The sequence below is a fragment of the Acidovorax soli genome, from assembly GCF_900107605.1.
In the GTDB taxonomy this organism is placed as follows: domain Bacteria; phylum Pseudomonadota; class Gammaproteobacteria; order Burkholderiales; family Burkholderiaceae_C; genus Acidovorax; species Acidovorax soli.
This window is the reverse complement of record NZ_FNQJ01000004.1, coordinates 165,706-184,617: the sequence shown is the minus strand read 5'-3', so window position 1 is coordinate 184,617 and position 18,912 is coordinate 165,706. Positions and strand designations below refer to the sequence as shown.

Below are 18,912 nucleotides of genomic sequence, written 5' to 3'. Positions count from 1 at the left end.
CCCTGGCTTGGGTAGCGCCAGTTGCATGGTGCGCGGGCGATACACAACGTTATGGACGACTGAGATGGCTATTGACTACCACCACCTGAAGAACCGGGCCTTCGCGCCCGTGCACCAGCACTACACCGAGCGCGACACCATGCTGTATGCGCTCAGCCTCGGCCTGGGCAACGACCCGCTCAATGCCGACGCGCTGCCGTTTGTCTATGAAGGGCTGGAGGGCGGCCTGCGCACCCTGCCCACGCAGGCCGTGGTGCTGGGCTACCCCGGCTTCTGGGCTCGCGAGCCGAACACGGGCATCGACTGGGTGAAGCTGCTGCACGGCGAGCAGCGCGTGCGCTGGCACAAGCCATTGCCCGCCAGCTGCGCGGTGGTCGGCAAAAGCCGCATCACGCACCTGATCGACAAGGGCGAGGGCAAGGGCGCCATCCTGATCACCGAGCGGCGCCTGGAAACCCAGGCCGGCGAGCTGCTGGCCACGCTGCAGCAGGTGACCTTTCTGCGCGGCGACGGCGGCTACAGCCAGCAGCGCGGCGGCCAGCCCAGCGACGCACCGCTGCCCGCGCTGCAGCCCACGCCGGCTGACCGCGCGCCCGACTTCAGCGACACCCAGGCCATCCGCCCCGAGGCGGCGCTGCTCTACCGCCTGATGGGCGACTACAACCCGCTGCACGCCGACCCGGCCGTGGCCACCAAGGCGGGCTTTGCGCGCCCCATCCTGCACGGCCTGGCCAGCTACGGCCTGGTGGCCCATGCGCTGTTGCGCCAGTGCGCGGGCGGCGACCCGGCGCGGCTCAAGGCGCTGGACATCCGCTTTGCCTCGCCGGTCTATCCAGGCGAAACGCTGGTCACCGAGATCTGGAGCCTGCCCGGCCAGCCAGGGCAGTTCCAGCTGCGCGCCCGCGTGGCCGAGCGCGACATCGTGGTGCTGAGCCACGGCTACGCCGAACTGGCCTGAACCATCCCAAGGTGCGCTGCTGGCGCTGGATAGACAAGCGCCATGGCCCATCTTGATCCTCAATATCTTCTGGAGCACGCCATGAGCGCATCCCCCGTGTTGACCTCCGTGCAGGACGGCATCGGCACCATCACCCTCAACCGCCCCGAGGCGCGCAACGCCCTGAGCCAGGCCATGCGCCCCGCCCTGGCCGCTGCCATTGCGCAGATGCGCGACGACCCGGCGGTGCATGCCGTCATCCTCACCGGCGCAGGCGGCGCGTTTTGCTCGGGCGGTGACATCTCGGCCATGCAGGACAGCAGCCGCACGGGCCTCACTTTTCGCAAGGGCATGCGCGAGCTGCACCAGTGGTTCCCCGAACTCGTGGACCTGGAAAAACCCGTCATCGCCGCGGTCGATGGCCCGGCCTTTGGCGCGGGGCTGGGCCTGGCACTGGCGGCCGACTTCGTGCTGGCCACGCGCCGCGCCAAGTTCTGCGCCGTGTTCGGCCGCATCGGCCTGGTGCCCGACCTGGGCGTGATGCGCCTGCTGCCGCGCATCGTGGGCCAGCAGCGGGCCAAGGAGCTGGTCTTCACCGCCCGCACCGTCGATGCGCAGGAGGCCAGGCAACTGGGCATGGTGTTCGACATTGTGGAAGACGCCGCCGCGCTGACCGAGGCCGCGCAGGCGCTGGCGCGCCGCTTTGGCGAGGCGTCCACCGCCGCCATCGGCATCGCCAAGACCGTGATGAACCAGTCCTTCGAGCTCGATGCCCACGCCATGGCCGAGCTGGAGTCCTACGCCCAGTCCCTGTGCCGCGGCTCCGATTACCACCAGGACGCGGTGCGGCGCTTTAAAGACAAGCAGCCGCTGCGCTTCGACTGGGACAAAAAATGACGGCCCCCCTGAGTCGCCTGCGGCGCCATCCCCCCAGGGGGACGCCGCCCGTGCGGCGGGGCGGCCCTTGCACGGCGGCCCTCGCCTGGGTCGCGCCAGTGTCATGCGGCGCGGGTGCTGCGCAACATCGCGGAGAACGGACATGAGCCTGTTGGCCCAGCCACTGCAGGCCCTGATCCGCCCCGGCGACACCCTGTGGTGGGGCCAGTCCACGGCCGAGCCGCTCACGCTCACGCGCGCCGTGACCGCACACCGCCACGCGCTGGCGCAGGGCGGTCGGCTGCGCGTGTTCGTGGGCATTGGTGCGTCGGACACGCTGCAGCCGGAACAGGCCGACACCATCGATTTCTTTGGCTACGCCGCGGGCGGTCCGCACCGCCACCTGGCCGATGCGGGCGTGCTCGACATCCTGCCCAGCCACTACTCGCACCTGCCAGGGCTGATCCGCGCGGGCGTGCTGCCCGCCGATGTGGTGCTGCTGCAGGTCTCGCCGCCCGATGAACAGGGCCGCTACAGCCTGGGCCTGGTGCACGAATACCTGCCCGCCGCGCTGGAACAGGCGCGCGTGGTGATCGCCGAGGTCAACCCCGCCATTCCCTGGACGCATGGCAGCGTGCACCTGCAGGCCAGCGACTTTGCGTTGCTGATCGACGCACAGCACCCGCCGCTGGAGCAAAGCCGCGCCGCGCCCGGCCCGGCCGAGCAGGCCATTGCGCGCCACATCGCCGGACTGATCCAGGACGGCGCCACGCTGCAGCTGGGCATAGGCAACCTGCCCGAGGCCGTGCTGGCCGCGCTGCACGGCCACCGCGACCTGGGCCTGCACAGCGGCGCGGTGGGTGACGGCATTGCCGCCCTGGCCGAGGCCGGCGTGCTGACCCATGCCAAGAAGAGCCTGGACACCGGCGTGGGCATTGGCGGCATCCTGATGGGCAGCGAGAAGCTGCGCCGCTGGGCGCACCGCAACCCGGCGCTGCAACTGCGCGGTACCGACTACACGCACGACCCCGAGGTGCTGGCCGCCAGCCACCAGCTGGCCGCCATCAACGCGGCCATCGAGGTGGACCTGACCGGCCAGATCAACGCCGAAGTGGCAGCAGGCGTATATGTGGGCGCCGTGGGTGGCGCGGTCGATTTCTTGCGCGGCGCGGCCCGCAGCCGTGGCGGCCTGCCCATCGTGGCGCTGCCGGCCACCGCCAAGGGCAGGACGCGCATCGTGGCGCAGCTGGCCGGGCCGGTCAGCACGCCGCGCAGCGACGCAGGCCTGATCGTCACCGAGCATGGCGTGGCCGACCTGCGCGGCCAGACGCTGTCGCGCCGCGTGCGCCGGCTGATCGATATTGCTGCGCCCGAACACCGCGAGGACCTGGAGCGCCAGGCCCACGAACTGCTGCGCCGCTGTGGCGCGATTTTTCATCAAAAACAATAGCTTCTGGCGCTTTATGGATAAGCGCCAGAGCCACTTTCATTCCAATTTCGCTTCCATTCATCAGGAGAAAACCATGCGCAGAGCCGCCATCGTCACCCCCGTTCGCACCCCTGTCGGCACCTTTGGCGGCAGCTTGCGCCCCGTGCCCGTTGAAGAGCTGGCCGCCACCACGGTGCGCGCCGTGGTCGAGCGCAGCGGCATCGACCCCGCACGCATCGACGACGTGGTCATGGCCCAGTCGTACGCCAACAGCGAGGTGCCCTGCGTGGGCCGCTGGGCCGCGCTGCAGGCGGGGCTGCCGGTGTCGGTGCCCGGCATGCAGCTGGACCGCCGTTGCGGCGGTGGCCTGCAGGCCATCGTCACCGCTTCGATGATGGTGCAAAGCGGCGCCGCCGACGTGGTGATTGCCGGTGGCGTGGAGAGCATGAGCAACATCGAGTACTACAGCACCGACATGCGCTGGGGCGCGCGCTCGGGCAATGTGCGCTTTTTTGACCGCCTGGACCGCGGCCGTGAACGCTCGCAGCCGGTGGAGCGCTTCGGCAAGATCAGCGGCATGATCGAGACCGCAGAGAACCTGGCGCGCGACTACGGCATCACGCGCGACGAGGCCGACGCCTTCGCCGTGCGCAGCCACCAGCGGGCCGCAGCGGCCTGGGAAGCCGGCCGCTTCGCCGACGAGATCGTGCCCGTCAAGGTGCCCCAGCGCAAGGGCGACCCCCTGCTGTTCGCGCGCGACGAAGGCTTTCGCGCCGATGCCACGACCGACAGCATGGCCAAGCTGCGCGTCTTGATGCCGAACGGCACCGTCACGGCCGGCAACGCCAGCCAGCAGAACGACGCCTCCGCCGCCTGCCTGATCGTGGCCGAGGACAAGCTGGCCGAGCTGGGCCTCACGCCCATGGCCACGCTGGTGGGCTGGGCCGCTGCGGGCTGCGAGCCATCGCACATGGGCATAGGCCCGGTGCCGGCCACGCAGAAGCTGCTGGCGCGGCTGGGCCTGAAAATCGACGACATGGACCTGGTGGAGCTGAACGAGGCCTTCGCCTGCCAGGTGCTGTCCGTGCTCAAGGGCTGGAACTGGCAGGACCAGGACGCCATCGCCCACAAGCTCAACGTCAACGGCTCGGGCATCTCGCTGGGCCACCCCATCGGCGCCACCGGCGTGCGCATCCTGGCCACCCTGCTGCACGAACTGCAGCGCCGCAAGGGCCGCTATGGCCTGGAGACCATGTGCATCGGCGGCGGCCAGGGCATTGCCGCAGTGTTTGAACGGATGTGACGGTGCCGCGAGGGAAAACCCTCGCTAAGCAGACCCGAACCCCGGCTTACGGAAAAGCAGATTCACAGGGCGCCAGCCGGGGCGCACCATCGCGCCGATGGGTAACGACCCGGCCCCGCGCCCGGCCCGCCCTCTTCCCGCATTCGCATTCATTCCACACAGACAGGAAACACCCCCATGACCGCAGCCCCCCGCCGCCTCGCCCTGGCCGCCCTGGCCCTGGCACCTTTTGCCCTTGCATTGCCCGCCGCCGCGCAGGACGGCCAGCCCGTGCGCCTCATCGTCGGCTATGCCGCAGGCGGCCCCGTGGACCAGGGCGCGCGCCTGTTCGGCCAGGCCTTGTCCAAGGAACTGGGCCAGCCGGTCATGGTGGAAAACAAGACCGGTGCCAATGCCACCATTGCCGGCAGCGAGGTGGTGCGCGCCAAGCCCGATGGCATGACGCTGTGGTTTGCCGCCAGCCCCACCATCACCATCAGCCCCAACGTGATGACCAAGATGCCGTTCGACCCGGCCCGGGACCTGACGCCGGTGGCCCCCATCCTGAGCTACTACAACGTGCTGGTGGTCAACAACAGCGAGCCCTACAAGAATGTGCGCGAGCTGGTGGCGAACGCCAAGGCCAACCCCGGCAAGCTGGCCTACGGTTCGGCCGGCGTGGGCGGCTCCAACCACCTGGGCGCGCTGCTGTTCGCCAGGCGCAGCGGCATCGAGATGAACCACATCCCATACAAGGGCAACGCCCCGGCAATGACCGACGTGATCGGCGGCCAGCTCAACATGATGCTGGACATCATCAGCACCGCCAGCACCTACATCCACAGCGGCAAGGTGCGCGCCATTGCCGTCACCTCGCCGCAGCGCAATGCCTCGCTGCCCGATGTACCCACCTTCGCCGAGTCGGGCATCGAGGGCCTCAAGGGCTTTGACGTGGGCGGCTGGTACGGTGTCTATGGCCCCAAGGGCATGAGCCCTGAACTGGTGGCCAAGCTCAACAAGGCCGTCAATGCCGCACTGGCGCAGCCGGACCTGAGAAAACGCTACAAGGAGCTGGGCTACGACGAGTGGACCGGCGCACCGCAGAAGCTGGCCGAGCGCGCCTCCCAGGAACGCGCCATGTGGGCCACGGTGACCCAGGGAATCACCGTCGACTGACATGGCGGAGCGCATCCACCACCTGCTGGACCGCTGGCTGGCCGAGGCGCCGCAGCAGCCCTTCATCCACCTGCCGGACGGCCGCAGCCTGCGCTTTGCCGACCTGGGCGCGCTTACCGACACCGCCGAGACCGAGCTACGCACGCTGAACGTGCGCCCCGGCGACCGTGTGCTGGTGGTGGCCGAAAACTGCCCCGAACACGCCGCGCTGATCCTGGCCTGCAGCCGCGTGGGCGCCTGGTCCTGCGGCGTGAATGCGCGCATGGCGCCCGCCGAGATCGACAGCTTCGTCGCCAAGGCCGATGCGCGCGTGGTGTTCTTCACGTCCGCCGCATCGCGCAGCGCCGCTGCGCACGCACGGCGCTTTGCGGCCGTCGATTCGGCCCTGCCCGGCATGCAGCACAGCGCCGTGCGCACGGATGCGCAGCCCGAGGCGGGCGTATTGCGCGATACGGTGGCGGCGCTGATCTTCACCTCGGGCACCACGGGCCAGCCCAAGGGGGTGATGCTCACGCACGACGCGCTGATCCATTTCGCCCGCGTCTCGGGCGCCTCGCGCGCGCTGGGGCCGCAAGACCGCAGCTACGCCTTCGTGCCCATGACCCACATCTTCGGCCTGGGCACGGTGCTGATCAGCTCGCTGCTGGCCGGCGCCCAGCTCGTGATGCGCCCGCAGTTCGATCCTGACGACCTGCTGGATGCGCTGGCCCACCACGGCGTGTCGCAGCTGCAGGGGCCGCCCGCGCTGTTCTCGCGCCTGCTGGCCCATCTGCAGGAGCGCGGAATTGCACGGCCCGCAGCGCCGGCGCTGCGCTACCTCTACACCGGCGCGGGCCCGCTGGACCTGGCCTTGAAGCAGCGCGTGGAGGCGGCCTTCGGCCAGGCGCTGCACCACGGCTACGGCCTGTCGGAATACGCGGGCTCGGTGCACCTCACACGCCTGGGCGAACAGCGCCCCGACACCAGCGCCGGCTACGCCGTGGTCGAGGCCGAGGTGCGCGTGACCGATCCGGCCACGGGCCAGCCGCTGCCGCTGGGCGAGCGCGGCGAGCTGTGGATCCGCGGCCGGGGCCTGATGCCCGGCTACTTTCGCGACCCCGAGGCCACCGCCGCAGTGATGCGCGAGGGTGGCTGGTATGCCAGCGGTGACCTGGGCGAAATGCATGCCGACGGCGCGCTGTTCGTCATGGGACGCCTGAAGGAAATGATCATCCGCTCGGGCTTCAACGTCTACCCGGCCGAGGTGGAGACCGCCCTCAACACCCACCCCAGCGTACAGCGCTCAGCCGTGGTGGGGCGCACCGTGGACGACGGCAACGAGGAGATCGTGGCCTTTGTCGAGCTGCGCCCCGGCGCCGCGCTGGACGCCGATGCCATGCAGGCGCACCTGCGCGAGTTGCTGGCGCCCTACAAGCGCCCGTCCCACATCGTCACGCTGGCGGAGCTGCCGACCAATACCAACGGCAAGGTGCTCAAGCGCACCTTGAAAGACCAGGCGCTGAGCCTCACCACCTGAACCACAGGAGACACACCATGCATTCCACCACCTCCCGCCGCAGCTTCATTGCCGGCAGCCTGCTTGCCGCGGCCCATCCACTGGCGGTGCTCGCGTCCGAGCCCTGGCCCAGCCGGCCCGTGCGCTTCATCGTGCCGTTTCCGCCGGGCGGCCCGGTGGACACCACGGCGCGCGTCTTCAGCCAGAAGCTGTCCGAAATCTGGAAAACCCCCACCGTCATCGACAACCGCGCGGGCGCGGGCGGCGTGGTGGGCGCCACGGCCGCCGCCAAGGAAGCGCCTGATGGCTACGGCCTCTTCGTGGGCGCCATCCACCACTCGGTCAACCCCTCGCTGATGGGCAAGCTGCCCTACGACATCGAGAAGGACTTCGCCCCCATCAGCTTCGCGGCCATGTTCCCGGTGTTCATCGTGGCGCACCCCTCGGTGCCGGCCAACACCATCCAGGAGCTGATCGCGCTGGCCAAGAAGGGCACGCCACTGGCCTATGGCTCGTCGGGCAACGGCGGCGGCACGCACCTGGCGGGTGAGCTGTTCAACATGGAAGCGGGCACCAAGCTGCAGCATGTGCCCTACAAGGGCAGCGCCCCGGCCATGAACGACCTGCTGGGCGGACAGGTGCAGCTGATGTTCAGCGACGCGCCCACGGCGCTGCCGCACATCAAGAGCGGCCGCGTCAAGGTGCTGGGCGTGGCCAGCCGCCAACGCTCAGCCATGCTGCCCAACGTGCCCACCGGCGTGGAGTCCGGCCTGCCCGGCTACGAGGCCTATTCCTGGGCGGCACTGTTCGCCCCCGCCAAGACGCCCCAGGCCGTGCTGGACAAGATCAACGCCGACTTCAATACCGCCATGAAGGACCCCGCCGTACGCCAGCGCCTGCTGGACGCCGGCGCCGAGGCAGACCCCGGCACGCAGGAGCAGATGCGCCAGCGCCTGCGCAGCGAACTGGACAAGTGGGCCAAGGTGATCAAGACGGCGGGGATCACGCCGGGGTGAGGGGCTGCTTGGGGTTGATTGCAGGCCCAGTCAAACCTGTCCACCCACGCCTTTGAACTTCTCGACAAAAGCAGAGATTTTTTGAAACACGCTTTGCTTCTTTGCCAGGTACTGCGGATTGAGAGGGCTCATTTTGGGTAGAACGGAATTGAGTTCTGTGCCGCTATCACTGGCAAACTCCCGTTTCAACGAGGTGGTGATGTAGCGTCTGGCTGCCTCGGCATTGAGGTTCTCGCCGGTAATCAACTCCTGCGCTTCACGCTGCTGCTCCGCTTGGGCGAAGGTGAAGAAGGCATCAATCACGCTGGCCTTGTCGCCAATTTGGTCCAGATCGGTCTGATTGATGAAGTCCACCAGCAGGTTCTCTTTCGCGCGGTTGCCCAGGCTTGCGCGGATCACCCGGCGCACTTCATCCACCAGCTCCGACTTGCTCTTGATCTTCTTGTTGTGCTCGAAGATCAGTTCAAGGATGTAGTCCAGGTTGATTTCCTGTGACTTCAACAGGTCCACCTCAAAGACCACGTCATCCCAGTCGATGGCCGACTTTTCCTTCTCGGCCCCTGCCTTTTCACGGCGCAGCCAGTCGCGCACGTCGTTGTAGGTCGAGCGATAGTCCTGAACCTTCCGCTCGGGGGGGAGCGTGATAGCTTGCAGCGCGGTCAGATCTTCGTCACTCAGGTAGTGCTTGGCCTTGAACGCCTCTACTGCGGCACGGTCGGCAAGATCGACGCTTTGCAACTCCTTCAAGCTGGCAAATTCGTCGTAGTTCTGCAGCACGTTTTCCACGCGCAAATACTCACCAAACAGCTTGGCGAAGGCCTTCTTGTCGGCTTCCTTTTCAATGGCTGCGGGGTCGGGGAAGCGTGTTTCCAGTTCCTTCACCACATCCATAAAACCACGGCGTGCCTCACCGGTGGCCGCATCGGTGAAGCCTTCCATGTACTCCTTGTAGCTCTTCTCCAGCACCACGTTCTTGGTGTTGGTATCACCGAACAGGGTGATGGCATCAATGGTCGCCTGTTCCAGGTCGCGGAAGGTGACGATGTTGCCGAAGGTCTTGGTGGCGTCAAATATGCGGTTGGTGCGCGAATAGGCCTGCATCAGCCCGTGGTAGCGCAGGTTCTTGTCGACAAACAGGGTGTTGAGTGTGGGTGCATCAAAGCCCGTCAGGAACATGCCGACCACGATGAGCAGGTCGATCTCCTTGGCTTTGACCTGCTTGGCCAGGTCTCGGTAGTAGTTCTGGAAGCCATTGCTGTCCACACTGAAGTTGGTCTTGAACAGCGCGTTGTAGTCGGCAATGGCCGCACTCAAGAACTCCTTGGCGCTGCTGTTCATGGCCGACACATCAAAGCTTTCGTCCTGGATGTCGCCAATCGCCTCTTGCTCTTCGTTGGCGGCGAACGAGAAGATGGTGGCCACCCTCAGTGGCTTGTCGCTGCCCTTCTGTAGTTCCCTGAAGCACTCGTAGTACAACTTGGCGGCATCCACGCTGCTGACCGCAAACATGGCGTTGAAGCCTTTGTTGCCCGCGTGCAGGCGGTGGGTCTTTTGCCGGAAGTTGTTCAGGATGTACTGGGTGATCTCGCGGATGCGGTCAGGGTGCAGCAGGGCTTGCTTGTTTTCCGCTGCGCTCAGTTTTTTCTCATCCTGCTCGGTTTCGATAGCCTTGAACTGCGGGCGCACATCGTTGTAATCGACCTTGAACTTCAGCACCTTTTCGTCACGAATGGCATCGGTGATCACATACGAATGCAGTTCCCGCCCAAACACGCTGGCCGTGGTTTCAGCGCCTAGCGCGTTGTCGGGGAAGATCGGCGTGCCGGTGAAACCAAACTGATAGAACTTCTTGAACTTCTTCTTCAGGTTCTTCTGCGCTTCGCCAAACTGGCTGCGATGGCACTCATCAAAAATGAACACCACGTGCTTGCCGTAGATGGGCAGGTCGCCCTCGCTCTTCATCAGGTTGTTGAGCTTCTGGATGGTGGTCACGACGATCTTGTTGTCGTCCTTCTCCAGGTTGCGTCTCAGCCCTGCCGTGCTGTCCGAGCCGTTCACGCTGTCCGGTGAAAAGCGCTGGTATTCCTTCATGGTCTGGTAGTCAAGATCCTTGCGGTCCACCACGAAGAACACCTTGTCGATGAAGTCCAGCTCCGTGGCAAGACGCGCCGCCTTGAAACTGGTCAGTGTCTTGCCCGAGCCAGTGGTGTGCCAGATGAAGCCACCGCCCTCAAGGTCACTCCAACGCCTGGCCTGGTACGCGCTGTTGATCTTCCACAAAATGCGCTCAGTGGCGGCAATCTGGTACGGGCGCATCACCAGCAACGTATTGCCGACATCAAACACCGAATAATGCAGCAGCACATTCAGCAGCGTGTGCTTCTGGAAAAAGGTGGCCGTGAAGTCCTTCAGGTCCTTGATCAAGCTGTTATCGGCCTTCGCCCAGTTCATGGTGAAGTCGAAGCTGTTCTTGTTGCGCTGGGTGGTGTTGGCAAAGTAACGGCTGTCGGTGCCGTTGGTAATCACAAACAGCTGTAAATACTTGAACAGGGAATGCGTGCTGTTGAAGCTCTCCTTGCTGTAGCGGTGTACTTGGTTGAAGGCTTCGCGAATCGCCACGCCACGTTTTTTCAGCTCCACCTGCACCAGCGGCAGGCCATTGACCAGAATCGTCACGTCATAGCGGTTGGCATGTGAGCCTGTTTGCTCAAACTGCTTGATGACCTGCACCTTGTTACGGGCAAGGTTCTTTTTGTCCAGCAGGTAAATGTTCTGGATGCGGCCATCGTCAAACACGAAGTCATGCACATAGTCGTCGTGAATCTTGCGGGTCTTCTCAACGATGCCATCACTGGGCTTGTCCAGCCAGGTCTCCACAAAGCGCTGCCACTCGGCATTCGCAAACTGCACGTTGTTGAGCGCTTGCAGCTGCGCACGCACATTGGCCAGCAAGGCTGCAGGCGTATTCAGGCCCGACGGGGCCTCATAGCCTTGGTGGACCAGGTCTTGAATGAACTCCCGCTCCAGATCGCCTTCGCTCTGGTAGCTCTCATTGGCCTGCCAGTCCTTGGTGTACTTGTCCAGAACGATGAAGTTCTTCGATTCGGCAATGGTTTTGTAGTCCGCCATGAAAAGGCCTCAATTCCTGTTCTTGGTTTTGTTCAACGGCTGAAACTGCTGCAGTTGCTTGGCACTTTGCTGGCTGATCACGTTCTTGCCCGTTTCGGCCTCCAGCTTCAGCCGCGCCTCCTTGGCGACACCCCCGCCCCGCTTGGCCACGTCTTCGTGCTCTTGCATGGACGCTGGCTGCACAGCCTCTGAAATTTCCTTGGTGGACAGCTCGGCCAGCATGCTCATCACCAACTCTTTGTTGGTCATGTTGTCCCGCAGGTTTTCCTTCTTCAGGCCCTTGTAGTGCTTGTATTCCCTGGCGGTTTTGCCGGCCCAGGTTTTGTAGATCACGTCGGTCAGGAAGGCGAACTCCAGCCCCTCTTGCAGGCCATGCTTCTTCCATTCGTCGGTGAGTTCCTTGCGGATCTCGATGCTCTTGAGCCGCTGATTGATCCAGTTGTCCGAATAGCCCAGGCGCTTATAGTCCTGCATAGCCTGCTCGATGGACAGCTCCGGGTCCTGCAGCTGGTCCATCCGCTGCCTGGCCACATCGGCCAGCCACAGCTTGAAGGGTTCGGCCTTTCGGGACGGAATGGACTGGATGACCCGGAACACCTGCTGGGTGTCCAGCACATCCGTGAGCCGCTGCTTGCCGTCGGGCGCCTCTATCTTCAACTGGTGAGTGACGCTAACCACTTCACTGCCCTCTTGCCTGAGCTTGCCCTTGAGCCACTTCCAGTAGTTCCGGGCTTTGGTGTAGTCGGGTTGATCCGTCAGTGCTGCCACCACATCCAGCGCAGAAAACCACCACTTCTCCTCCGCCTCGTCCCAGGCGGTGCGAATCTGAGCCGTATCGAACAGTTGTCGTTTGACATTTATCCCTGTCTGCATGGTCATCCCCCTTGAATCTCAAAAGCCATCCCGACGAGCCCCTGCTCCCTTGGGCAGTTGTCCCACAGGCTGTGGGACAAACTCAAACTGCGCCATTTGCTTCACCAGCGCAATGCATCAGGTGGACTCGCATTGCCTGTGCCAATGAAGGCATAAATCAACTGCACCTTTTTTGTCGGCCCCTCTCAGCTGCCTGGCGACTTCCCCGAGCGTCTTGCCCACGTTATGTCGTGGCCTCAAACTTCGCGAAGCTCAATAGCTTGTTCCGGTAGTGTTCGTATTGCTGACGGCGCGCCTTGATTTCGGCGGGCAGGCCGAAAGATAGGTCGTTTACCAGCGCGTCGAACTTGTCGAGGATGGCGACGATGCGTTCCTGTTCTTCGAGGGAAGGAACGGGGATGCGAATTTTTGAGAAGGCATCGACCAGCAGTGTGTTGACTTTGGTGCGTGCCACATACTTCGCTTTTTCCGCGATGAACGACGTGGTCTGCATGCAGTAGGAAACAAACTTTGGGTTCATGCCATGGCGGAAGGCGTAACAGTGGTCGTGGATTGCCACCTCTTCATCGCCGAGCCATGCCACGGCCTTACCGACGTCTTCGACGCTTTCGCCCACATCGGTGATGACAACATCGCCGGGCTTGGCGTAACGCAAGGTGCCAGCCATATCCGAACGGACTTGTGAGATCGCGTGATCGGCCCACACGCCGTATTTCGTGTAAATCTCTCCGTAGTGGATGACGCTGATGCCGTCATCCACGTAGTCCGCTTTCGTAAAGCGACGACCGCGAATGAATTGACCTATTTCATTCAGCATCATCCACCTTATGCTTGCTTGCTTGCTTGCTTGCTTGCTTGCTTGCTTGCTTGCTTGCTTGCTTGCGTCAGCGTCCGTGCGTTCGCCGAAAGTCAGAAGCGCGTCGCGGTAATACTGGTATTGCCGCCGACGCGCTTCCAGCTCCGCTTCCAGCTCCGCTTCCAGTTTGGTGAAAGTGTCAAGCACTTTCACGATTTCCGTCTGAATATCAAGAGAATTCTTCGGATTTTCTGGACAAGGAATCGGAATTAAAAGTCGCTCAATGTCGACTTTCGACAAGCGTGGAATACTTGCCCTTCTGACCTGAGATGAAATTTTATTCCTCTTCATTAACAAGAAGTGATAAAGATACTTTTGATTGATGCCACTCAATTCCGAGAATACATAAACATCATCCGCTGCCCAAAAATCAACGTCGCTGTAACCAACTTCGCCAGCTGCACCAGCGGCAATCACGAAAGCTGTTCCTGCTTTCACATTGCTTTCATGGTAATAGCCAAGCGGAGTCATACTATTTTGGTAAACCGGAAAACCATTGAACTGATCCAATTGGCTTCTGACTAGTCTTTTCCCGCGTTGAAGATTTGCCACTTTCCCTAGTGGTGTCCACTTCACCCCATCTGGGCAATGCTCGGCAATCAGTTCATCAATTCGGCTCATGCTTCTTCCCCTTCAAGGTCAGCAACATTGGCATCAATCTGAGTTCGCAACTCCGCCTGCCGCACCACAATGCTGGCGATCTTCGCGTTGAGTGCCTTGATGTCCACCGCTTCGCGGTCGTCGCGGGCTTCGACGTAGCTGCTGACTGAGAGGTTGTAGTCGTTGGCGGCGACCTTCTCAAAGGCAATGGACTGGGCAAAGTGATCCACATCCACCTTGCTGTCGAAGGCTTGCATGATCTGTTCGATGTGCGCGTCCAGCAGCATGTTGTTATTGGTTTCTTTTTTGAACAACTCGCTGGCGTCGATGAACTGGGTGGTGGTATCCAGCTTGTGCTTCGAGAGCACCAGGATGTTCACGGCGATGGTGGTGCCGAAGAACAGGTTGGGCGCCAGCGAAATCACCGTTTCCACATAGTTGTTGTCCACCAGGTATTGGCGAATCTTCTGCTCGGCGCCGCTGCGGTAAAAAATGCCGGGAAAGCAGACGATGGCCGCGCGGCCTTTGGCCGAGAGGTAACTGAGCGCGTGCAGCACGAAGGCAAAGTCGGCCTTGGATTTGGGGGCCAGCACGCCCGCCGGGGCAAAGCGGTCGTCGTTGATGAGGGTCGGGTCGTCTGAGCCCTTCCACTTCACCGAGTAGGGCGGGTTGGAGACGATGGCGTCAAAGGGCTTGTCGTCGCCGAAGTGGGGTTCGATGAGGGTGTCGCCCAGCTGGATGTTGAATTTGTCGTAGTTGACGTTGTGCAGAAACATGTTCATCCGCGCCAGGTTGTAGGTGGTGTGGTTGAGTTCCTGGCCAAAAAATCCGTCTTCAATGACGTGTTGATCGAAGTGCTTCTTGGCTTGCAGCAGTAGCGACCCCGACCCGCAGGCCGGGTCGTAAATCTTGTTGATGCTGGTTTGCCCGTGCATGGCCAGCCGGGCGATCAGCTTGGAGACCTGCTGGGGCGTGAAAAACTCGCCACCCGATTTGCCTGCGTTGGCGGCGTAGTTGGAGATGAGGAATTCGTAGGCGTCGCCAAACAGGTCGATGTGGCTGTCGTCAAAGGTGCCAAAGTCCAGGTCGGCCACGCCTTTGAGCACGGCGACCAGGCGGGCGTTTTTGTCTTTGACGGTGTTGCCCAGGCGGTTGCTGGTGGTGTCGAAGTCGGCAAACAGGCCTCGGATGTCGCGCTCTGAGGGGTAGCCGATGGCAGAGGATTCAATGGACGAAAAGATTTTGGCCAGGTCGGTGTTCAGGCTTTCATTGGTGCTGGCTTTGGCCACCACGTTGACGAACAACTGGCCGGGGTAGATGAAGTAGCCCTTGGTCTTGACGGCGTCGTCGCGGATTTCGGGGGTGATGACGATATCGCCCAGCGCTGCGTAGTTGACACTGTCGTCCCCGCCTTCGATGTAGGCCGCAAAGTTTTCGCTGATGAAGCGGTAGAACAGGGCTCCAAGCACGTATTGCTTGAAGTCCCACCCGTCTACGGCGCCACGGACATCGTTGGCAATTTGCCAGATGCGGCGTTGGAGTTCTGCGCGTTGTTGGATGCTGGTCATGGTGTTTTCTTGTTGCAAGACGGTAGTGCGGCGGGGGCGCGCTTTGGACTTTCGAGCATTAGCGAGACCGCAAGTCGTGGAGATGGGCGGCAGGCTCTCAATGCGTGTAGCAGTCTACTTGGGCGCCCTGCATTAGAGTCGAAACAACTTGACGAACGTACGGCCGCTACGAAGGCTCACGAAACTTGGCCAGCGGGCGCCGAAGGTCTCCGCGTTCATCGGCCGCGCATCCATGGCACGCCATTGCGCACGATGGGTCGCCAGAAAAAGCTGGGGCCGTCAATGGTCTGGCTGCCACGTTCACCCCCTGAGCCGGCCTCGCTGAAGGTGGTCTTAAAAATTGCCGAATTGAAGCGCGCCGCCCTTGCAGGCATGCTGCATTCCACAAAGCCATAGACCGCCAAGAGGCCTGAGACGAAAACACCATGCACCTGAGCGCACAAACCCACTACCAGGCCGAGCTGAATGCCGGCCGCTTTTGCCTGCAGCACTGCCCGCAGTGCCACCACCATGTGTTCACACCGCGTGAGCTGTGCCCGCATTGCGGCGCCAGCCCGCTGCGCTGGGTGCGCGCCAGCGGCCTGGGAACCGTTTACTCCACCACCACCATCGCGCGCAAGGCGGATGCGGGCGGCAACTACAACGTGGCCCTGATCGACCTGGACGAGGGCGTGCGCATGATGAGCCGCGTGGAAGGCGTGGCGCCCGAGGCCGTGACGATTGGCCAGCGCGTGCAGGCCCATGTGGCGCAAAAGGACGGGCGCGGCCTGGTGCTGTTCACCCCGGCACAAGCGCAAGGAGGTGCAGCATGAGCCGCGTTCCCCAATCCCACCTGGACGCCGCCGCCGTGAACCGCCCGCTGCGCGGCCGCGTGGCCATTGTCGGCGCTGCCACCTATGGCTGTGGCGAGGCGGCCGGCATGGACGACATGACGCTGCTGGTGCGTGCCGCGCACGCCGCCGTGGCCGATGCAGGCCTGACCATGCAGGACATCGACGGCCTGGCCACCTGCAGCGTGAACGCCAGCATGTGGACCATGCCGGTGATCGAGCATCTGGGCATCAACCCGACCTACGTGGACGGCACGATGATCGGCGGCAGCAGCTTCATCGCCCACCTGCTGCCCGCGATCCGCGCACTGGAGGCCGGGCAGTGCAAGGCCGTGCTCGTGTGCTACGGCAGCGCGCAGCGCTCGGCCACGTTCGGCCGCAAGGAAGGCGTGGCCGCGCGGCGCTTTCTCGACCCGCAGCCCTACGAGCATCCCTACGAGCCGGTGCTGCCCGTCGCCGCCTACGCCCTGGCCGCCGCCCGCCACATGCACGAGTTCGGCACCACACGCGAACAGCTGGCCGAAGTGGCCGTGGCCGCGCGCGCCTGGGCGCAGCGCAACCCCGAGGCTTTCATGCGCGATCCGCTCACCATCGAGGACGTGCTCTCGGCCCGGCCGATTGCCAGCCCGCTCACCGTGCGCGACTGCTGCCTGGTGACGGATGGCGGCGGTGCCATCGTGCTCACGCGTGCCGAGCGTGCGCGCGACCTGCCCAATCCTCCCGTCTATGTGCTGGGCAATGCCACGGCCATCTGGAACCGCCAGATCTCCTGCATGCCCGACCTGACGACGACCAGCGCAGCGCAGTCGGGCGCGCAGGCCTTTGCGATGGCGGGCCTGACGGCGGTCGACATGGACATGGCCCAGGTGTATGACGCCTTCACCATCAATACCCTGCTGTTCCTGGAAGACCTGGGCTTTTGCGCCAAGGGCGAGGGCGGCGCCTTCGTGCAGGGCGGCGCCATTGCGCCCGGCGGGCGCCTGGCCGTCAACACCAACGGCGGTGGCCTGTCGTGCGTGCACCCGGGCATGTACGGCATCTTTGCGCTGATCGAGGCCGTGCGCCAGCTGCGCGGCGAGGCTGGCGCGCGCCAGCTCCAGCAGCACCGCACGGCCGTGGTGCACGGCAATGGCGGCACGCTGTCGAGCCAGTCCACCGCCGTGCTGGGCACGGCCGAAACCCTCTGAACATTGAAAGAACCCTGACCATGATCCGCGATCCAGAAATTTTGGAAGCCCTGCTCGACAGCGTGCGCCGCTTTGTGCGCGAGCGCCTGGTGCCGGCCGAGAACGAAGTGGCCGAGACCGACGAGATCCCCGAATCCATCGTGCAGGAGATGCGCAACCTGGGCCTGTTCGGCATGACCATCCCCGAAAAGTTCGGCGGACTGGAGCTGACCATGGAAGAGGAATGCCGCGTGCTGCTGGAGCTGTGCCAGACCGCGCCGGCCTTCCGCTCCATCATCGGCACCACGGTGGGCATCGGTTCGCAGGGCATCCTGATGGACGGCACGCCCGAGCAGCAGGCCGAGTGGCTGCCCAAGCTGGCCACCGGCGAGGTGATCGCCTCGTTTGCGCTGACCGAGCCCGAGGCGGGTTCGGACGCCGCATCGCTGCGCACCACCGCCATCAAGGACGGCGACTTCTACATCGTCAACGGCACCAAGCGCTACATCACCAACGCGCCGCACGCCGGCATGTTCACGCTGATGGCGCGCACCAACCCCGACAACAAGGGCGCGGGCGGCGTGTCCTCCTTCATCGTGGACGCCAAGACGCCCGGCATCAGCTTCGGCAAATACGACAAGAAGATGGGCCAGCGCGGCGCCCACACCTGCGACGTGATCTTCGACAACGTCAGGGTGCCGGCCGCCAACCTCATCGGCCTGCAGGAGGGCCGCGGCTTCAAGACCGCCATGAAGGTGCTGGAGAAAGGCCGCATCCACATCGCCGCGGTGGCCGTGGGCGTGGCCAAGCGCATGCTGCGCGATGCGCTGGCCTACGCGCTGGAGCGCAAGCAGTTTGGCCAGGCGATTTGCGACTTCCAGCTGGTGCAGGCCATGCTGGCCGACAGCCAGGCCGAGCTGTACGCGGCCGAGTGCATGACCATCGACGCCGCGCGCCGCCGCGACGACGGCCACAACGTCTCCACCGAGGCCTCGTGCGCCAAGATGTTCGCCACCGAGATGTGCGGCCGCGTGGCCGACCGCGCGGTGCAGATCCTGGGCGGTGCGGGCTACATGGCCGAGTACGGCATCGAGCGCTTTTATCGCGACGTGCGCCTGTTCCGCCTGTACGAGGGCACAACGCAGATCCAGCAGATCATCATCGCGCGCAACATGGTGCGCGAGGCACGCGACGCATGAACAAGGCGCCAGGCGAGTCAGCCGCCGATGCACCGGACAAGGCAGAGGGCGACGCAGCGCCGCCGCCCGACCGCAGCGCCTTCATGCGCCTGATCGGTGCTACGCAGGTGCCTGCGCCGCCGGGCAAGGTGCATGTGAGGCTGCCGCACCTGCGCGAGGAGCTGCTCAACCAGCTGCCGGCCGCGCATGGCGGCGTGATCATGACCTTGCTCGACTCAGTGATGTCGCGCGCCGCCGGCGAGCTGCCGGGCGCGCCTTCGCAGACTGCGGTGACGGTAGAGATGAGCAGCCGCTTTCACCGCCCGGCCCGCGGCCCGCTGCTGGCCGAAGGGTGGGTGGTGCATGCCACGCGCAGCCTGTGCAGCTGCGCGGGCCAGCTGATCGACGAACAGGGCCAGGTGGTGGCCACGGCCAGCGGCACCTTCAAGTACTGGCTGGCGCCGGTGACCTGGAAGTCCATCGAGTGAGTCTTGAGTAAAA

General features: G+C 64.0%; 15 protein-coding genes. 11 read left to right on the top strand and 4 right to left on the bottom strand.

What is annotated here, in order from left to right; genetic code table 11:
* Positions 1-64: 64 nt before the first annotated feature.
* The 7 genes from BLW02_RS05460 (at position 65) to BLW02_RS05430 (ending at position 8,211) form a co-directional block, all read left to right on the top strand.
* Positions 65-958 carry a MaoC/PaaZ C-terminal domain-containing protein gene (locus BLW02_RS05460; protein WP_092697359.1) on the top strand — a complete coding sequence of 298 codons (894 nt, stop codon included), beginning with the start codon at positions 65-67 and terminating at the stop codon, positions 956-958.
* Positions 959-1,039: 81 nt separating this feature from the next.
* Positions 1,040-1,834 (top strand): enoyl-CoA hydratase/isomerase family protein, encoded by a 795-nt coding sequence (locus BLW02_RS05455; protein WP_092697358.1) that lies wholly within the window; start codon positions 1,040-1,042, stop codon positions 1,832-1,834.
* Positions 1,835-1,976: 142 nt separating this feature from the next.
* Entirely contained in the window at positions 1,977-3,263 is a 1,287-nt protein-coding gene (locus BLW02_RS05450; RefSeq protein ID WP_092697357.1) for an acetyl-CoA hydrolase/transferase family protein, read from the top strand.
* Positions 3,264-3,336: 73 nt separating this feature from the next.
* On the top strand, positions 3,337-4,545 hold the full coding sequence (locus BLW02_RS05445) for an acetyl-CoA C-acetyltransferase (protein ID WP_092697418.1): 1,209 nt from the start codon (positions 3,337-3,339) through the stop codon (positions 4,543-4,545).
* A 177-nt stretch (positions 4,546-4,722) separates the two neighbouring features.
* Positions 4,723-5,700, top strand: coding sequence for a Bug family tripartite tricarboxylate transporter substrate binding protein (locus BLW02_RS05440; protein WP_092697356.1), 978 nt, complete (start codon positions 4,723-4,725; stop codon positions 5,698-5,700).
* Between the two features lies 1 nt (position 5,701).
* Positions 5,702-7,216 carry a class I adenylate-forming enzyme family protein gene (locus BLW02_RS05435; protein WP_092697355.1) on the top strand — a complete coding sequence of 505 codons (1,515 nt, stop codon included), beginning with the start codon at positions 5,702-5,704 and terminating at the stop codon, positions 7,214-7,216.
* Positions 7,217-7,233: 17 nt separating this feature from the next.
* Entirely contained in the window at positions 7,234-8,211 is a 978-nt protein-coding gene (locus BLW02_RS05430; protein ID WP_092697354.1) for a tripartite tricarboxylate transporter substrate binding protein, read from the top strand.
* Positions 8,212-8,241: 30 nt separating this feature from the next.
* Here BLW02_RS05430 and BLW02_RS05425 read toward each other — a convergent pair whose 3' ends face one another.
* The 4 genes from BLW02_RS05425 to BLW02_RS05410 all read right to left on the bottom strand — a co-directional run bounded on the left by BLW02_RS05425 (position 8,242) and on the right by BLW02_RS05410 (position 15,237).
* Positions 8,242-11,340: a type I restriction endonuclease subunit R gene (locus BLW02_RS05425; RefSeq protein WP_092697353.1), complete on the bottom strand. Its 3,099-nt coding sequence runs from the start codon at positions 11,338-11,340 to the stop codon at positions 8,242-8,244.
* Between the two features lie 9 nt (positions 11,341-11,349).
* Positions 11,350-12,213 (bottom strand): BRO-N domain-containing protein, encoded by an 864-nt coding sequence (locus BLW02_RS05420; RefSeq protein ID WP_092697417.1) that lies wholly within the window; start codon positions 12,211-12,213, stop codon positions 11,350-11,352.
* Between the two features lie 223 nt (positions 12,214-12,436).
* Positions 12,437-13,690, bottom strand: coding sequence for a restriction endonuclease subunit S (locus BLW02_RS05415; RefSeq protein ID WP_092697352.1), 1,254 nt, complete (start codon positions 13,688-13,690; stop codon positions 12,437-12,439).
* Positions 13,687-15,237, bottom strand: a complete 1,551-nt coding sequence (locus tag BLW02_RS05410; protein ID WP_092697351.1) for a type I restriction-modification system subunit M — start codon at positions 15,235-15,237, stop codon at positions 13,687-13,689. The genes BLW02_RS05415 and BLW02_RS05410 overlap by 4 nt, the downstream gene beginning before the upstream one ends.
* Positions 15,238-15,662: 425 nt before the next feature.
* Here BLW02_RS05410 and BLW02_RS05400 point away from each other — a divergent pair, with 425 nt between their 5' ends.
* The 4 genes from BLW02_RS05400 to BLW02_RS05385 are packed head-to-tail and all read left to right on the top strand — an operon-like array spanning position 15,663 to position 18,899.
* Positions 15,663-16,049: a Zn-ribbon domain-containing OB-fold protein gene (locus tag BLW02_RS05400; protein WP_026434862.1), complete on the top strand. Its 387-nt coding sequence runs from the start codon at positions 15,663-15,665 to the stop codon at positions 16,047-16,049.
* Positions 16,046-17,254, top strand: a complete 1,209-nt coding sequence (locus tag BLW02_RS05395; protein WP_026434861.1) for a thiolase — start codon at positions 16,046-16,048, stop codon at positions 17,252-17,254. The genes BLW02_RS05400 and BLW02_RS05395 overlap by 4 nt, the downstream gene beginning before the upstream one ends.
* 20 nt (positions 17,255-17,274) lie before the next feature.
* Positions 17,275-18,432, top strand: coding sequence for an acyl-CoA dehydrogenase family protein (locus BLW02_RS05390; protein ID WP_026434860.1), 1,158 nt, complete (start codon positions 17,275-17,277; stop codon positions 18,430-18,432).
* Complete coding sequence (locus tag BLW02_RS05385; protein ID WP_425285643.1) at positions 18,429-18,899, top strand: PaaI family thioesterase; 471 nt, start codon at positions 18,429-18,431, stop codon at positions 18,897-18,899. The genes BLW02_RS05390 and BLW02_RS05385 overlap by 4 nt, the downstream gene beginning before the upstream one ends.
* Positions 18,900-18,912 lie beyond the last annotated feature (13 nt).

Coding starts and splice junctions, on each gene's coding strand:
- BLW02_RS05460 (WP_092697359.1), top strand. CDS start 65: ATGGCTATTGACTACCACCACCTGAAGAACCGGGCCTTCGCGCCCGTG.
- BLW02_RS05455 (WP_092697358.1), top strand. CDS start 1,040: ATGAGCGCATCCCCCGTGTTGACCTCCGTGCAGGACGGCATCGGCACC.
- BLW02_RS05450 (WP_092697357.1), top strand. CDS start 1,977: ATGAGCCTGTTGGCCCAGCCACTGCAGGCCCTGATCCGCCCCGGCGAC.
- BLW02_RS05445 (WP_092697418.1), top strand. CDS start 3,337: ATGCGCAGAGCCGCCATCGTCACCCCCGTTCGCACCCCTGTCGGCACC.
- BLW02_RS05440 (WP_092697356.1), top strand. CDS start 4,723: ATGACCGCAGCCCCCCGCCGCCTCGCCCTGGCCGCCCTGGCCCTGGCA.
- BLW02_RS05435 (WP_092697355.1), top strand. CDS start 5,702: ATGGCGGAGCGCATCCACCACCTGCTGGACCGCTGGCTGGCCGAGGCG.
- BLW02_RS05430 (WP_092697354.1), top strand. CDS start 7,234: ATGCATTCCACCACCTCCCGCCGCAGCTTCATTGCCGGCAGCCTGCTT.
- BLW02_RS05425 (WP_092697353.1), bottom strand. CDS start 11,340: ATGGCGGACTACAAAACCATTGCCGAATCGAAGAACTTCATCGTTCTG.
- BLW02_RS05420 (WP_092697417.1), bottom strand. CDS start 12,213: ATGCAGACAGGGATAAATGTCAAACGACAACTGTTCGATACGGCTCAG.
- BLW02_RS05415 (WP_092697352.1), bottom strand. CDS start 13,690: ATGAGCCGAATTGATGAACTGATTGCCGAGCATTGCCCAGATGGGGTG.
- BLW02_RS05410 (WP_092697351.1), bottom strand. CDS start 15,237: ATGACCAGCATCCAACAACGCGCAGAACTCCAACGCCGCATCTGGCAA.
- BLW02_RS05400 (WP_026434862.1), top strand. CDS start 15,663: ATGCACCTGAGCGCACAAACCCACTACCAGGCCGAGCTGAATGCCGGC.
- BLW02_RS05395 (WP_026434861.1), top strand. CDS start 16,046: ATGAGCCGCGTTCCCCAATCCCACCTGGACGCCGCCGCCGTGAACCGC.
- BLW02_RS05390 (WP_026434860.1), top strand. CDS start 17,275: ATGATCCGCGATCCAGAAATTTTGGAAGCCCTGCTCGACAGCGTGCGC.
- BLW02_RS05385 (WP_425285643.1), top strand. CDS start 18,429: ATGAACAAGGCGCCAGGCGAGTCAGCCGCCGATGCACCGGACAAGGCA.